The sequence below is a fragment of the Accumulibacter sp. genome (assembly GCF_023806635.1).
Taxonomy (GTDB): domain Bacteria; phylum Pseudomonadota; class Gammaproteobacteria; order Burkholderiales; family Rhodocyclaceae; genus Accumulibacter.
This window is the reverse complement of sequence record NZ_JAMTDQ010000074.1, coordinates 1-13,824: the sequence shown is the minus strand read 5'-3', so window position 1 is coordinate 13,824 and position 13,824 is coordinate 1. Positions and strand designations below refer to the sequence as shown.

Annotated in this window: 15 protein-coding genes and 1 pseudogene; 12 read left to right on the top strand and 4 right to left on the bottom strand. The window is 66.1% G+C overall.

The window, feature by feature from the left end; translation table 11 throughout:
* From glyA to ribD, 3 genes and pseudogenes are all read left to right on the top strand, one after another.
* Positions 1-456: pseudogene (glyA, locus tag NFW30_RS13345) on the top strand (serine hydroxymethyltransferase); the annotation flags it as partial.
* 5 nt (positions 457-461) lie between these two features.
* Complete coding sequence (gene nrdR, locus NFW30_RS13340; RefSeq protein WP_295352012.1) at positions 462-932, top strand: transcriptional regulator NrdR; 471 nt, start codon at positions 462-464, stop codon at positions 930-932.
* Between the two features lie 35 nt (positions 933-967).
* A complete protein-coding gene (gene ribD / locus NFW30_RS13335; protein ID WP_295352010.1) occupies positions 968-2,041 on the top strand; it encodes a bifunctional diaminohydroxyphosphoribosylaminopyrimidine deaminase/5-amino-6-(5-phosphoribosylamino)uracil reductase RibD in 1,074 nt (357 codons plus the stop codon).
* On the opposite strand, the gene moeB is transcribed toward ribD, so the two are convergent.
* The 4 genes from moeB to NFW30_RS13315 all read right to left on the bottom strand — a co-directional run bounded on the left by moeB (position 1,983) and on the right by NFW30_RS13315 (position 6,303).
* Entirely contained in the window at positions 1,983-2,795 is an 813-nt protein-coding gene (moeB, locus tag NFW30_RS13330) for a molybdopterin-synthase adenylyltransferase MoeB (protein ID WP_295352007.1), read from the bottom strand. The genes ribD and moeB overlap by 59 nt on opposite strands.
* Positions 2,796-2,805: 10 nt before the next feature.
* Positions 2,806-3,225, bottom strand: coding sequence for a hypothetical protein (locus NFW30_RS13325; protein WP_295352004.1), 420 nt, complete (start codon positions 3,223-3,225; stop codon positions 2,806-2,808).
* Positions 3,226-3,247: 22 nt separating this feature from the next.
* Positions 3,248-4,657, bottom strand: coding sequence for a S41 family peptidase (locus tag NFW30_RS13320; RefSeq protein WP_295352001.1), 1,410 nt, complete (start codon positions 4,655-4,657; stop codon positions 3,248-3,250).
* Positions 4,658-4,803: 146 nt separating this feature from the next.
* Positions 4,804-6,303 carry a peptidoglycan DD-metalloendopeptidase family protein gene (locus NFW30_RS13315; RefSeq protein WP_295351998.1) on the bottom strand — a complete coding sequence of 500 codons (1,500 nt, stop codon included), beginning with the start codon at positions 6,301-6,303 and terminating at the stop codon, positions 4,804-4,806.
* 151 nt (positions 6,304-6,454) lie between these two features.
* Here NFW30_RS13315 and NFW30_RS13310 point away from each other — a divergent pair, with 151 nt between their 5' ends.
* The 9 genes from NFW30_RS13310 to NFW30_RS13270 all read left to right on the top strand — a co-directional run bounded on the left by NFW30_RS13310 (position 6,455) and on the right by NFW30_RS13270 (position 13,773).
* Positions 6,455-6,763: a metalloregulator ArsR/SmtB family transcription factor gene (locus NFW30_RS13310; RefSeq protein WP_034937875.1), complete on the top strand. Its 309-nt coding sequence runs from the start codon at positions 6,455-6,457 to the stop codon at positions 6,761-6,763.
* Between the two features lie 85 nt (positions 6,764-6,848).
* A complete protein-coding gene (locus tag NFW30_RS13305; RefSeq protein WP_295351993.1) occupies positions 6,849-7,268 on the top strand; it encodes a rhodanese-like domain-containing protein in 420 nt (139 codons plus the stop codon).
* Positions 7,265-7,540, top strand: coding sequence for a glutaredoxin 3 (grxC, locus tag NFW30_RS13300; protein ID WP_295351990.1), 276 nt, complete (start codon positions 7,265-7,267; stop codon positions 7,538-7,540). The genes NFW30_RS13305 and grxC overlap by 4 nt, the downstream gene beginning before the upstream one ends.
* Before the next feature lie 54 nt (positions 7,541-7,594).
* Complete coding sequence (gene secB / locus NFW30_RS13295) at positions 7,595-8,062, top strand: protein-export chaperone SecB (RefSeq protein ID WP_295351987.1); 468 nt, start codon at positions 7,595-7,597, stop codon at positions 8,060-8,062.
* Positions 8,063-8,065: 3 nt separating this feature from the next.
* Positions 8,066-8,500, top strand: coding sequence for an SH3 domain-containing protein (locus NFW30_RS13290; protein WP_295351984.1), 435 nt, complete (start codon positions 8,066-8,068; stop codon positions 8,498-8,500).
* Between the two features lie 528 nt (positions 8,501-9,028).
* Positions 9,029-10,156, top strand: a complete 1,128-nt coding sequence (locus tag NFW30_RS13285) for an alkene reductase (protein ID WP_363322107.1) — start codon at positions 9,029-9,031, stop codon at positions 10,154-10,156.
* Between the two features lie 223 nt (positions 10,157-10,379).
* A complete protein-coding gene (locus tag NFW30_RS13280) occupies positions 10,380-12,383 on the top strand; it encodes an acyl CoA:acetate/3-ketoacid CoA transferase (protein WP_295351981.1) in 2,004 nt (667 codons plus the stop codon).
* Positions 12,384-12,420: 37 nt separating this feature from the next.
* Positions 12,421-13,149, top strand: a complete 729-nt coding sequence (locus NFW30_RS13275; RefSeq protein WP_295351978.1) for a hypothetical protein — start codon at positions 12,421-12,423, stop codon at positions 13,147-13,149.
* 3 nt (positions 13,150-13,152) lie between these two features.
* Positions 13,153-13,773, top strand: coding sequence for a phosphatase PAP2-related protein (locus NFW30_RS13270; protein WP_295351975.1), 621 nt, complete (start codon positions 13,153-13,155; stop codon positions 13,771-13,773).
* Positions 13,774-13,824: the final 51 nt, after the last annotated feature.

Here is a 13,824-nt window from a genome sequence, read left to right as displayed (position 1 = left end):
ATCGCGGCCAAGGCGGTGGCTTTCAAGGAGGCGCTGACGCCGGCTTTCCGCGATTACCAGGAACAGGTTCTGGCCAACGCGCGTGTCCTGGCACGTGTCCTCGCCGAGGAGCGCGGGCTGCGCATCGTCTCGGGCCGCACCGAATCGCACGTCTTTCTCGTCGATCTGCGCGCCAAGGAGATCACCGGCAAGGACGCGGAAGCCGCTCTCGGCGCGGCGCACATCACGGTCAACAAGAACGCGATTCCGAACGACCCGCAGAAGCCTTTCGTCACGTCGGGTGTCCGCATCGGCTCGCCGGCGATGACGACGCGCGGCTTCACCGAGATCGAGTCGGAGCAGGTCGCGCACCTGATCGCCGATGTCCTCGATGCACCGGCTGACGAGGCAGTCCGACTCCGGGTGCGGGCCGATGTCGCCACACTGTGCAGGAGATTCCCGGTTTATGGCGGGTAGGGACGATGAAGTGCCCGTTCTGCGGTGCTGCCGAGACGACTGTCGCCGACACGCGGATCAGTGACGATGGCGACGTCGTCCGTCGGCGGCGGCGGTGTCTGAAGTGCGACAAGCGCTTCACGACCCACGAACGGGCCGAACTGCGGATGCCGCAGGTGATCAAGAAGAACGGATCGAGGGTCGAGTTCGACCGCGAGAAGCTGGCGGCAAGTCTCGATCTGGCATTGCGCAAGCGGCCGGTGAGCAGCCAGGCGGTCGAGGCGGCGATCAGCCGCATCGAGGAGAAGCTGCTCGCGCTCGGCGAGCGTGAGGTGGCCTCCGAGAAGCTCGGCGAGATGGTGATGCGTGAGTTGAAGAAGCTCGACAAGGTGGCCTACGTCCGCTTTGCCTCGGTCTATCGGAATTTCGAGGACGTGGACGAGTTCTCCAAGGTCATTCGTGAGGTCTCGCGGTCGGCCCAGCCGCTCGGTCGTTGATGCAACCCGCGTTCAGCGCGGCGGATCATGAGTTCATGGCGCGAGCGCTGCGTCTTGCCGAGCGCGGCCTGATGACGACCACGCCGAATCCGCGCGTCGGTTGTATCATCGTTCGCGATCAGCAGGTCGTCGGCGAGGGCTGGCATGTGCGGGCCGGCGGCCCGCATGCCGAAGTGCATGCGCTGCGGATGGCTGGCGACAAGGCCCGCGGCGCCACCGCCTTCGTTACCCTGGAACCCTGCAGCCATCACGGCCGCACGCCTCCTTGTGCCGAGACGCTGCTGGCGGCCGGAGTGCGCCGGGTCGTCGCCGCCATCGAGGATCCGAATCCGCTGGTTGCCGGTCGCGGGCTGGCGACCCTGCGACAGGCGGGCGTGCGCGCCGAATGTGGCTTGCTCGCCGACGCTGCGAGGGAACTCAACATCGGCTTCGTGAGCCGGATGACGCGCGGCCGGCCGTGGCTGCGGCTGAAGCTCGCCGCCAGCCTGGACGGCAAGACCGCGCTGTGCAACGGCGCCAGCCAATGGCTGACCGGCCCGGCCGCGCGGCAGGACGGCCATCGCTGGCGGGCGCGTGCCTGCGCGATCCTGACCGGTAGCGGCAGCGTGCGGGCGGACGATCCGCAGCTCAATGTCCGCGGGATCGCGGAGTTGTCAACCGGGATCGTCCGGCAGCCGCTGCGGATCGTCGTCGACAGTCGCCTCGAGGTCTCGCCGGACGCGCGGGTGCTGCAGGGTGGTGGCACTGTGGTCGTGGCTGCCGTGACCGACCGCGCCCGCAGCGCGGCGCTCGCCGAGTTGGGCGTCGAAGTCCTGCTGCTGCCCGGTTTGGATGGCCGGGTCGATCTGCGGGCACTGCTTGCCGAACTGGCCAAGCGCGGCATCAACGAACTCCACGTCGAAGCCGGCTTCGTGCTCAGCGGCGCCTTGCTGCAGGCGGGGCTGGTCGATGAACTGCTGCTCTATCTCGCGCCATGTCTCGTCGGCGATGCGGCGCGCGGAATGTTCGCCCTGCCGCAGCTCGAGTCGCTGGCCGACAGGAAGCAGCTGCTCATTCGCGACGTTCGCCTGCTGGCCCAGGATCTGCGGCTGCTGGCGCGTTTCGGCTGACCGTCGACGGTGGTGCGCAGACCGCGCATCGGGGATCGCGCCCGAAGCGGACGCTGCGCCACTCCATCGCCAGGCCATCAAGCAGCCACAATCGCCCGAGCGTGACCTCGCCGGCGCCGGCGATCAGCTTGAGAGCTTCGGCTGCCTGCATCGTGCCGATGATGCCGGTGAGCGGTGCAAAGACGCCCATGACGGCGCAGCGCAGCTCGTCGGCTTCGCCTGTTTCCGGAAACAGGCAGTTGTAGCAGGGGCCGTCGCGACGACGGCTGTCAAAGACGGCGAACTGGCCGGCGAAGCGGATGGCTGCACCCGACACCAGTGGTTTGCGATGGCTGACGCAGGCCCGATTGACGGCGTGTCGCGTGGCAAAGTTGTCGCTGCAGTCGAGGACGACGTCGGCGTCGGCGACCAGCGCCGCCAGTGCCTCACCGCTGACGCGGTGGGGTACCGCTTCGACCAGGACCTCGGGGTTGATCCCGTGCAGTGCCGTCTGTCCGGAGGCAACCTTGCTCTGGCCGAGGCGCTCTTCGCTGTGCAGAATCTGGCGCTGCAGGTTGGTCAGGTCGACGGTGTCGCCGTCGGCAAGGGTGATCCGGCCAACGCCGGCGGACGCCAGATAGAGCGCTGCCGGCGAGCCGAGTCCGCCGGCACCGATGATCAGCGCGCTCGCGTCGACCAGACGCTGCTGGCCGGCGATGCCGATCTCGTCGAGCAGGATGTGTCGGCTGTAGCGCAGCAACTGCCGGTCGTTCATTGCGCGGGAGCTACTTGTACTCGCGCCACTCCGGCGGCGTGTCGTCGTGGTCACCGTGCGGGTGGCGCTCCCAGGCATGGGTATAGGCCTGCGACTGCGAGCGCTTCAGTGGCCGTGCCGGGGTCTGCAGATTGTGCAACTGGGTTTCCTCGACGTAGTAGATCAGTGCCCGCACCATCTTGCTGAGCAGGGTGTTGTCGAGGTGGTGGCCGCGCTCTTCCAGAGACGTTTCCAGTTCCTGCAGCGAGTGTTGCCGCAGGTCATAGGCGACGCCGATCTGGCGCTGCTGCTCGTGCGGCTCGACGAGCAACTGCTCGAGGCTGCCGAGGTAGGCGGCAGCCGCGGGGATCTGCCCGGGTGGCAACCGCGCGAAGACGATGGTCCGCTGCTTGCGGATCGGTGGCGGGGCTGGCGCAGTCGGTCGTTTCACCTTCTCGGTCCACCGGCATGACTCAGCGCGCCGTCTTCATGATCTGCATGCCCTTGAGAAGATTGAGTGCCTGGTTGAGCTGGTAGTCCTTCTTCGACGCCAGTTCGCGGCTCGGCATCTCGGCAGTCTCGTCGGCATCCTCCTTCGGCGTGCTGCCCTTCGGCTTCGCCGGTGCCGGCTTGGCGGGCTTGGCCGGAGCTTCCCTGGCCGGCGCTCCGCCTTCCTTGTCGTTGTCGAGATGGTGCTCGAGGTTGGCTTCGCGCAAGCGCTCGGCCGAGGTGCCGTTGGCGCTTTCCTCGACGACGATGTCCGGAACGATTCCCTTGGCCTGGATCGAGCGGCCGGAGGGCGTGTAATAGCGCGCGGTCGTCAGCTTGATCGCCGTGTTTCCCGGCAGCGGCAGGACGGTCTGTACGGATCCCTTGCCGAAGGTGGTGGTGCCGAGGACGACGGCGCGCTTGTGGTCCTGCAACGCGCCGGCAACGATCTCGGATGCCGATGCCGAGCCTCCATTGACCAGTACCACCATCGGTACGGTACGCGCCTCCGGCGGCAGGTTCCGGATGTAATCGTCCCGGCTGCCACGCAAGTAGTCGCTCGGCGAGGTTGCATACCGGTGCTTGGCATCGGGTGCACGGCCGTCGGTCGAGGTGACCAGAGTCTCCGGCGGCAGGAAGGCCGCGGAAACTCCGACGGCACTGTTGAGCAGGCCGCCGGGGTCGTTGCGCAGGTCGAGTACCAGACCCTTCAGTGGCCCATTCCGGAAGAGGTCGTTGAGGTGCTTGACCACCGCCGCGCCCGTGTTCTCCTGGAACGAAGTGATGCGCAGGTAACCGTAACCGTCCTCGACCAGTTTCGACTTGACGCTCTGCACCTTGATCACTTCACGGGTCAGGGTGACATTGATCGGCTTTGCCTCCCCCTTGCGGACGATCGACAGCCTGATCTGCGACTTTGGTTTGCCGCGCATGCGTTTGACGGCTTCCGTCAGCGTCAGTCCCTTGACGAGGGTGTCGTCGATCTTGAAGATCAGGTCACCGGTCTTGATCCCCGCCCGGTACGCCGGCGTGTCCTCGATCGGCGAGACGACCTTGACGAGGCCGTCTTCCATGCCCACCTCGATGCCGATGCCGCCAAACTCGCCCTGCGTTCCCACCTGCAGATCCTTGAACGCGTCGGCGTCGAGGTAGCTCGAGTGGGGGTCGAGGTTGGAGAGCATGCCGCTGATGGCGTGCGTGATCAGTTTCTTGTCTTCAACCGGTTCGACGTAGCCGCTCTTGATGGCGTTGAAGACTTCGGCGAAGGTGCGCAGTTCCTCGATGGGCAGGCTGGCACGGGTCTCCTTGTCAGCGATCGCCGAAAACTGCAGGCTGATCAGCACGCCGCCCAGCAGCCCTGCGCCGACCAATCCGGCCTGTCTCAACTTGCCCATTCGTCTCACTCCAGTGCGCATCATTTCGTTTGCGTCGCCAGTGGGGGAGCAGGGACCGTGCGCAAGTCAGCTGGCTGATGGACAGGCGTTCCTGCCCTCTCACGTCCTTCGTCCGGGCCTGCTGGCGACGGGTTGTCAACCGGCCTTCAGTGCCTGGCGCCGACCCAGGCCATCGGATCGAGCGGTCTGCCCTGATGGCGCAGCTCGAAGTATAAACCGGATTCCGGATTGCCACCGCTGTTGCCGACGGTCGCGATCACCTCGCCCAACCGCGCTTCCTCGCCGACGTTCTTCAACAGCGACTCGTTGTTGGCATAGATCGACAGGTAGCCGCCGCCATGATCGACGATCAGCAGGTTGCCGAAGCCGCGCATCCATTCTGCGAAGACCACCTTGCCGGCGGCGATGCTGCGGACCTCACTGCCATTGCTGGCGAGGATGAAAAGGCCCTTCCAGTTGCTTCCCTCCTGTCGCGTGGTGCCAAAGCGATTGCTGACGGATCCTCGCGTCGGCAGGCGCAGCTGTCCTTTCAACCGCGCCAGGCCAGCAGCGCCAGTCGTCGAGGCCGCTTCGTCAGTACGGCCTGCCGCCGGTGGCGACGCCGCGCGCGCGTCGCCGGCAGCGGCTTCCGCTGACGATGCCGGCTCGCGAGTCCCGGGCGGTCTTGCCGGCTCGCGCCGCTGCGCTTCACGGCGGGCGTCGCCCGCCTGCGCGGCAAGGATTCGCGCCAGCCGGTCGACGAGTTCAGCCAGGCGCCTCTCGTCGCGCTGCAGTGTGCCGATCTCACGCCGCTGCTCGGCGATCTGTTCCGAAACCCTGGACAGGGCCAGTTGTCGCTGCTGTCGCTGCGCCATCAGCCGGGCATGCTCCTCACGCTGTCGGGCCTCGCTGGCGGCGAGCAACTCTCCCTGTTGGCGGGTGTCACGGGCGAGCGCCTGCTGGCGCTGCAACGTCGCCTCGATGTCGCGCAGGATCTCGCGCCGTGCGCGGCCGATCATCTCCAGGTAGTAGAGGTCCCGCGCCAGCTGGTTCGGGTCATCGCCGTTGAGGAACATGCGCACTGGATCGGGGTTGCCACGCAGGTACTGTCGGTGCAGGAGCCGTGCCAGTTGCTCCTGCTGGGCGTTGAGGACCCGGCCGAGCTCACCCGAATGTCTTTCCAGTTCGCTGAGGCGAGTCCGCAGTCTCTCGGTCTCGGTTCCGGTTTCGTGCAGTTGACGCTGGGTGGCCGAGATGGCGCGCTCAGCTTCCTGCAACTGATCGACGGCGTCCCTGCGCGAGCCTTCGGCGGCGGTCATCTGCCGGCGAAGCGCTTCGATCTGGCTGCGCAGCGACTTCAGGTTCCCTTGCTTTTCGGCCACCTCGCCCGCGGACGCCGTGTCCACGCTGGTCGTCGTCTGACGATTGCTGGCCATCGCTGCCGGCGCCAGAGCGCCGAGCAGCAGGGCGAGAAGGCCCACGCAGAGCCCGGTCGAGGCTGCGAAGGCGGCCGGCGCTTCGCTTCTGGCCGTCTTCGCTGGGCTCTTCCGCACCGCTTCCGCCTGCCGACAGCCGTTCAAGGTGACGATCGCGCCGCCGTGTTCGCGCCAGAAAGTTTCGTCGGTTGTGCGCGAGAAGTGCTCGTGGGTCTGTCTGATGCTCGCCAATGAACGACGCCGGTCCTGCAGGAACGTGAGAAGGCTGTGCCCGAGCGCTTGCGCGAGGCGCCACAGGCCCCTGAGTTGCGGAGGCACTCCATAGATCAGGCTTTTCTTTTATAATGCGCGATTATATGATAAACGGCGATGCTGGCGAGACGTGCCCATAAAGACCAGTCTGATCGACAAGCAGGAGCACATCGAGCAAGCGGCACGGGCGCTGAAGTCGATCTCGCACCCGTTGCGTCTGAAGATCCTGTGCGTGATCGGGGACCAGGAGGCGTGCGTGCAGGAGATCGTCGAGGCGGTTGGCACCTCGCAGAGCAACATCTCGCAGCATCTCGCAATTCTGCGCGAAAAGGGTATATTGCTTGCCCGCAAGGAGGCCCACCGTGTCTTCTATCGGGTTGGCGATGAGCGGACATTGCAACTCATCGGCATGATGCGCGAGGTGTTCTGCGGCGGCTAGGCGCCAGCTTGGTCCCCCGCGTCAAGCCACACCCCTGCCAGCGCCAGTCGCGTCTGGTGGTCGCCGTCGGTATCTGGAGCCTGTGTTGGAATTCGTACAACAGAACATCTTTCTCATTGCCATCGCAATAGTCAGTGGCGGCATGTTGCTGGTGCTGACGTTCCGCCGCCCGGGCGGAGCGAAAGCGGTCACGGCGAGCGAGGCGACGATGCTGATCAACCGCGAGAGCGCCCAGGTGATCGACATCCGTGACCCAAACGAGTACATCGCCGGGCACCTCGTCGACTCGCGCAACATTCCGGCGGCCTCGCTGGCGGAGCGCGCTGGCGAACTCGAGCAGTTCAAGGAGAAGCCGCTGATTCTCGTCTGCCAGTCCGGAGCGCGGTCGCAGGTGGCCTGCGGGACGCTGGCCAAACTGGGCTTCGTGCGCGTGCACAATCTGGAAGGGGGCATTGTCGCGTGGGGCGAAGCCGGGCTGCCGCTGAAGAAGGGCTCGCGTCGATGAGCGTTCGGGTGCCGGTGCTGATGTACTCGACGGCGGTCTGCCCCTACTGCATCCGCGCCGAACAGCTCCTCCGCGCACGGGGCGTCAACGAGATCGAAAAGGTGCGGATCGATCTCGATCCCGAACGGCGCAGCGAAATGCAGGCGCGGACTGGCCGACGCACCGTGCCGCAAATCTTCATTGGCGCGACCCACGTTGGCGGTGCCGACGACTTGGTTGCACTCGATCGTTCCGGCAAGCTGCTGCCACTCCTCGCCGGCGAGAGTGCCTGAGCCCTGGCTGCCGGGTTTCGTTGATCCTTTTCCCACCCCTGGCCGAAAGCTACCATGAGCGAACAAGAGAACCCCGTATTTGCAATCGAGAAGATCTACATCAAGGATTTTTCGCTGGAGGTGCCCAATGCGCCGCAGATTTTTCTCGAGCGCGAGTCACCCCAGGTCGGCATCCAGTTGCAGAGCAATGCGCAGGGTATCGGCGAAGGAATCTTCGAGGTCACGCTGACGACAACCGTTACCTCCAAGATCGGGGAGAAGACCGTCTTCCTCGTCGAGGTTGGGCAGGCGGGCATCTTTCGCGTGCAGAACGTGCCCAGCGAGAATATGGATCCGCTGCTGTCGATCGCCTGTCCCAACATCCTCTTCCCGTACGCGCGCGAGGCGGTGTCCGATGCCGTCACTCGAGCGGGCTTTGCGCCCGTGATGCTGCAGCCGGTGAACTTCGAAGCGCTCTACATGTCTCGCCTGCAACAGCAGCAGGAAGCAGCCGGCGGTGCGGCCGGCGAGGCGACGGCCTGAACGATGCCGCGCTTGCTCGGCGCCTTGCTTGCGGCCGGTCTGGCGGCGCCATCGCTGGCCATCGAGTATCGCACCGTCGACGTGCCGACCGTTCTTTACGACGCGCCGTCGCAGAGGGGGGGCAAGTCGTTCGTCATCCGGCGCGGGACCCCGGTGGAACTTGTGGTCAACCTCGAAGGATGGTCAAAGGTCCGCGATGCCGACGGCGGGCTGGCCTGGATCGAGGCAAAGCACCTCGTCAAGCGGCGGACGGTCATCGTCACCACGCCGCGCGCCCAGATCAGGCAGAGTCCCGAGGAGTCGGCACCGATCGCCTTCGAGGCGGCCAGAAATGTGTCGCTGAACTATCTCGAGGCAGCCTCCGGCGGTTGGGTCAAGGTGCGTCATCGCGACGGCGAAACGGGATTCGTGCGCGCCAACCAGGTCTGGGGTCTGTGAACTGACGGTCCGTCGCATGGTGGTCGGTCGAGCCGCTGGTCGGGTGGCCGCGATTGCCGGGCTCTGTTTGCTACCGCTGGCCGTTGGCGCTCGCGCGCCGAGCCCGCGTTTCGGCTTCTTCGGCTTCGCGCGGCCTGCGGGCACCTTTTAGCACCACGCATTGCCCGCCGCGGAACACGCCTTGCCCGCGGTCGCGGCCGTCTTCACCGACATTCCCTTCCCCGCCCGTGCACCGAAGCCGGCGGCGCCAATTGTTCCGGATCCGTGGGGCAATTGCGGTCGTCGGCGCTGCCCTTGCCACGCCCCACTGCTCACCAGTTCGCCGTTGACCGCGCGCCCAGACCCTGGGTCATCCTCGGTACGGGCCGGTCAGGGCCGGGTTGCGCCATCGAACCGCAATGTCGGCCTGCGATGCTGCGCCGGCCGTTCGGTCGGTGTCGATCGAGCAGCGCGCACAGGTGTCTGCGGCAAGCGGGCATGAAACGTGCTTGCTCAATCCGTGCGCTTTTTGTTTCTACGGAGGTATGCATGAACATGCACAAGAGTCTGTTTTCTCCCCATAGGCTCGCCGGGCTGCGCCTGGCCAATCGCATCGTCATGGCACCGATGAACCGCAACCGTGCCAGCGACACACAACTCGCGCCGACCGCGATGAGCGCCCTGTACTACGCCCAGCGGGCGTCGGCGGGGCTGATCGTTGCCGAGGGGACTCCGGTCTCGCCGCAGGCCCGCGGTTGCGCACGCACTCCGGGCATCTACACGCCGGCCCAGGTTGCGGCCTGGCGCAACGTCACACGCGCGGTGCACCGGGCGGCTGGACGCATCTACCTGCAGTTGTGGCATGTCGGGCGTGTCGGCCACTGCAGCCTGCGGGCTGACGGCTCGCCACCCGTCGGACCGAGTACCATCGGCTTGTGCGCCGACCGGGTGCCGGTCCTTGCAGGCGGCCACGAGCCGGTTCTGGTTCCCTGCCATCCACCTCGTGCGCTGCGCACCCACGAAGTCCGTGAGGTGGTCGCAGACTTTGCACGTGCCGCAGCGAACAGCCTGGCGGCCGGCTTCGACGGGGTCGAGATCCATGCCGCCAATGGCTATCTCTTCGATCAGTTCCGTTGTCCCTACCTCAACGATCGCAGCGACGAATATGGGGGTACGACGGAAAGACGCTGGCGCTTCCTCCTTGAAACGGTGGCGGCGGTTGCCTCGGTGGTTGGCTGCGAGCGCGTCGGCGTCCGCATCTCGCCGCTGGGGGTCGCACACGAGATGCAGCCCGATCCGGCGCCGCTGTTCAGCTATGGCCAACTGGCGTACCAGCTCGCTCGCATGCGCGTCGGCTACCTGCACGTCTATGACCAGTCAGCGAGCTGGATTCACGATCCCGCCAACGAACTGTTGCAGCACCTGCGAGCGTGTTACGGCGGTAGCATCATCCTGTGCGGCGGATTCGACCGCCAGCGCGCCGAATCTGCATTGTCCTCGGACAACGCCGATCTGGTCGCCTTCGGCAAGCACTTCATCGCCAACCCGGATCTCGTCGACCGTCTGCGGATCGGTGCGCCCCTGGCGGCCTACAATGCAAGGACGATCTACAAGGGTGGTGAAAGCGGCTACATCGACTATCCCTCACTTGCGGAGGAGGCGGTTGCCGAAGCCTGAGACGGGACGCCCGGTGGTGCAGTGGCCGGCGCGCGTCAGGTTGCGTCGAATCGGTCGTCGTCGTTGCTGAGCACGGGCGCATGCGTCGACGATGCCGGTGCGCGGTCCCGACGGCCAGCCGGTTCGACGATGGCCGCGTGGATCGCCTTATACTGCCGGGTGTGGACTATCGGGCGCCAATCCCCGCCCTGACCCGGTAGCGGATCACCTCAGGAGACAGACCTTGCCCTTATCCTCCCATCCCATGGCCTCTTCGCTGCGTGCTTCGGATACCGGCAAGATCGTCTCCGCCGGCGAGGCGGTGCGCCTGATTCGTGACGGCGACACGATCGCCACCAGCGGTTTCGTCGGCATCGGCTTTGCCGAGAACATCGCCATCGCTCTCGAGGAGCGTTTTCTCGCCAGTCAGGGCAGCGACCCCGAGGGCCTCGGCAGACCACGCAACCTGACCCTGGTGTATGCCGCAGGGCAGGGCGACGGCAAGGCGCGCGGGCTCAACCACTTCGGCCACGACGGGATGCTCGCGCGAGTGATCGGTGGCCACTGGGGGCTCGTGCCGAAGCTGCAGGCGCTGGCGGTGGCCGACCGCGTCCAGGCGTACAACCTGCCGCAGGGGGTGATCGCACACCTGTTTCGCGACATCGCAGCCGGCAAGCCGGGGACGATCACCCGTGTCGGGCTCGGCACCTTCGTTGACCCACGGTTTGGCGGCGGCAGGTTGAACGCGTCGACCAGCGAGGAACTCGTCCGCGTGCTGCCGATCGACGGCGAGGAGTACCTGTTCTACAAGGCCTTTCCGATTCACGTCGGAATCATCCGCGGCACCACTGCCGACGCGGACGGCAACGTGACGATGGAGCGGGAAGCGCTGACGCTGGAAGCACAGGCGATCGCGATGGCGGCGCGAAACTCGGGTGGTGTGGTGATCGTCCAGGTCGAGCGGATCGCCGAGCGGGGCACGCTCAATCCGCGGCAAGTGAAGATCCCGGGGGTTCTGGTGGACTGTGTCGTGGTTGCCGAGAAGCCCGAATACCACATGCAGACCTTCGGCGAGCAGTACAGCGCGGCATTTGCCGGTGAGATCCGCGTACCGCTGTCGGCGATTCAGCCGATGCCGATGAGCGAACGCAAGATCATCGTGCGCCGCGCGGCGTTCGAGCTGCAGGCCAACGCCGTGGTCAACCTCGGGATCGGCATGCCCGAAGGGATCGCGAGCGTTGCCGCGGAGGAGAAGATCTCCGACCTGGTGACGATGACCGCCGAACCCGGAGTGATTGGCGGGATCCCTGCGGGCGGGTTGAACTTCGGTGCGGCGACCAACGCGCAGGCGATCATCGATCAGCCGAGTCAGTTCGATTTCTATGACGGCGGCGGTCTTGACCTGGCCTTCCTCGGTCTCGCCCAGGCGGATCGCCAGGGCAATCTGAATGTCTCCCGCTTTGGCCCCCGTCTGGCTGGCGCCGGTGGTTTCATCAACATCTCGCAGAACGCCAGGAAGGTGGTCTTCGTCGGCACCTTCACCGCTGGCCAGCTCGAGGTGGCGGTCGAGGAGGGCCGCCTGCGCATCCTGCGCGATGGCCAGGCCAGGAAGTTCGTGAACGAGGTCGAGCACAGGACCTTCAGCGGCGGCGAGGCGCAGCGACGAGGCCTGGCGGTGCTCTACATCACCGAACGTTGTGTGTTCCGCCTCTGTTCCGAGGGGCTCGAGCTGGTCGAGATCGCGCCGGGTGTCGACCTGCAGCGCGACATTCTCGACCGGATGGACTTCGTTCCGGTGATGCACTCGGCGCCGCGTCTGATGGACCCGCGGATCTTCCGCGACGAACCGATGAAGCTGCGTTCACAAATGCTGGCGCTGCCGCTCGCCGAGCGCCTTTCCTACGATGCGGCGAAGAACATCCTGTTCATCAACTTCGAGGGTCTCGACATCCGTACCCCGGCCGACATCGAGGCGGTGCGCCGGGCGGTCATCGAGCGGCTGGCGCCGGTCGGCCGGCGGGTGAATGCCGTGGTCAACTATGACCGATTCTCGATCCTGCCCGAGCTGGTCGACGAGTACATCGGGATGGTCAAGGGCCTGCTGGAGACCTGCTATGACGATGTGACGCGCTTCACCTCGAACACCTTCCTGCGTGCCCGGTTGCGCGAGGCCCTCGAGAAGCGGCAGATCGCCGCGCGCAGCTTCGGCACTGCTGCCGAAGCCGAGGCAGAGCTCGGGCGTCGCTGAACGACCATTCCTGCCAGCTGCCGTCCGGAGGAGAAGGATGCAGAGACTGCTCGCGCTCATCGGCCCGTTGCCCTTCATTGGCCTGGCGATCGTCGCCGCCGGTCTGTCGCTGGCGGTGGCCGTCTGGCTGTTCGACACGCTCTCGCTGGGCCTGCCTGCGGTCAGCAACTCGGTCTGGCGTTACGCTTTGACCGGTTTGCTGCTGGCTGTCTGCTACTTTGCCTACGGTCTGACCCTGCTCTTCGTCGCGCCGCTGTTGAACCTCGTGCTCGGTGGGCGCCTGCGGCCGTACCGCGGCTCGGCGGTGTCGCTGACCGCCCTGCGCTGGTATGTGCACTGCACGCTGACGCTCGTGGTCCGCTATTCCTTTCTCGAATTCGTCACGCCGTCACCCTTTGCCCAACTCTATTATCGGCTGATGGGGATGCGCATCGGGCGCAACGTGACGATCAATTCGACTGCCCTCGCCGATCCATCGCTGCTCCAGCTGGGGGACGGGGTGACGATCGGCGGCTCGGCCAGCATCATGGCGCACTATGCACAGGGCGGCTATCTGGTGATCGCCCCAGTCCGGATCGCGGCCGGTGCGACCATCGGCCTGCGGGCGATTGTCATGGGCGGGGTCGAGGTCGGCGAGCGTGCCAAGGTTCTTGCCGGTTCGTTCGTCCTCCCCAACACACGCGTTCCGGCTGGCGAAACCTGGGCCGGGATACCGGCGCAGCGGGTTGAACTCGAGCGCCCCGACGCCCCCGGCGGAGCCGGCTGAGCGATGTCGCAACTGCCCGCCTGGGATGTCGTTGCCTGGCGGCTGCTCGCCGTCGCCGGCGGTCTTGTCGGCTGGTTCGTCACGCAGCGCCTGATCGGTGAGCGCCGTCTCGCCGACGGCGTGATGTACGATCATCTGCACCGGCTGACGGCCAGTGGCAACGCCTGGCTGCACGAGCATCCCGGCGCGGCGCGGGCAATGCTGATCGGCAGCTCGCTGGCGATCGATGTCGTCACCCTCTTCGTCCTCGCCTTCGCCCTGATCGGGCCGAGCTTCAGCCCGTTCCTCGGTCTGCTCAGCCTGTTTGTCCTGCGCCAGTTGAGCCAGGCGCTGGTCGCCCTGCCGGCGCCGGCCGGCATCATCTGGCGTGATCCGGGCTTTCCCTCGCTCTTCGTGACCTATTCCGTAGGCAACGATTTCTTCTTCTCGGGACACACCGCGCTCGCTGTGTACGGCGCCATGCAGGTCGCGACCCTCGGGATATCCGCGCTGACCGTGCTCGCGGCTCTGCTGGCCATCCTGCAGATGGTGCTCGTCATCCTCCTGCGGGCGCACTGGACACTCGATGTTCTGGGCGGACTGTTTGCCGCGCTGCTGGTCGGCGTCGTCTTCTGGCCCGCCTAGGGCTGCCCTTTACCCGCAAGTCTGCAGATCATCCGAAGTCCAGTGTCGGAG

Coding starts and splice junctions, on each gene's coding strand:
- nrdR (WP_295352012.1), top strand. CDS start 462: ATGAAGTGCCCGTTCTGCGGTGCTGCCGAGACGACTGTCGCCGACACG.
- ribD (WP_295352010.1), top strand. CDS start 968: ATGGCGCGAGCGCTGCGTCTTGCCGAGCGCGGCCTGATGACGACCACG.
- moeB (WP_295352007.1), bottom strand. CDS start 2,795: ATGAACGACCGGCAGTTGCTGCGCTACAGCCGACACATCCTGCTCGAC.
- NFW30_RS13320 (WP_295352001.1), bottom strand. CDS start 4,657: ATGGGCAAGTTGAGACAGGCCGGATTGGTCGGCGCAGGGCTGCTGGGC.
- grxC (WP_295351990.1), top strand. CDS start 7,265: ATGAGCGTTCGGGTGCCGGTGCTGATGTACTCGACGGCGGTCTGCCCC.
- secB (WP_295351987.1), top strand. CDS start 7,595: ATGAGCGAACAAGAGAACCCCGTATTTGCAATCGAGAAGATCTACATC.
- NFW30_RS13290 (WP_295351984.1), top strand. CDS start 8,066: ATGCCGCGCTTGCTCGGCGCCTTGCTTGCGGCCGGTCTGGCGGCGCCA.
- NFW30_RS13285 (WP_363322107.1), top strand. CDS start 9,029: ATGAACATGCACAAGAGTCTGTTTTCTCCCCATAGGCTCGCCGGGCTG.
- NFW30_RS13275 (WP_295351978.1), top strand. CDS start 12,421: ATGCAGAGACTGCTCGCGCTCATCGGCCCGTTGCCCTTCATTGGCCTG.
- NFW30_RS13270 (WP_295351975.1), top strand. CDS start 13,153: ATGTCGCAACTGCCCGCCTGGGATGTCGTTGCCTGGCGGCTGCTCGCC.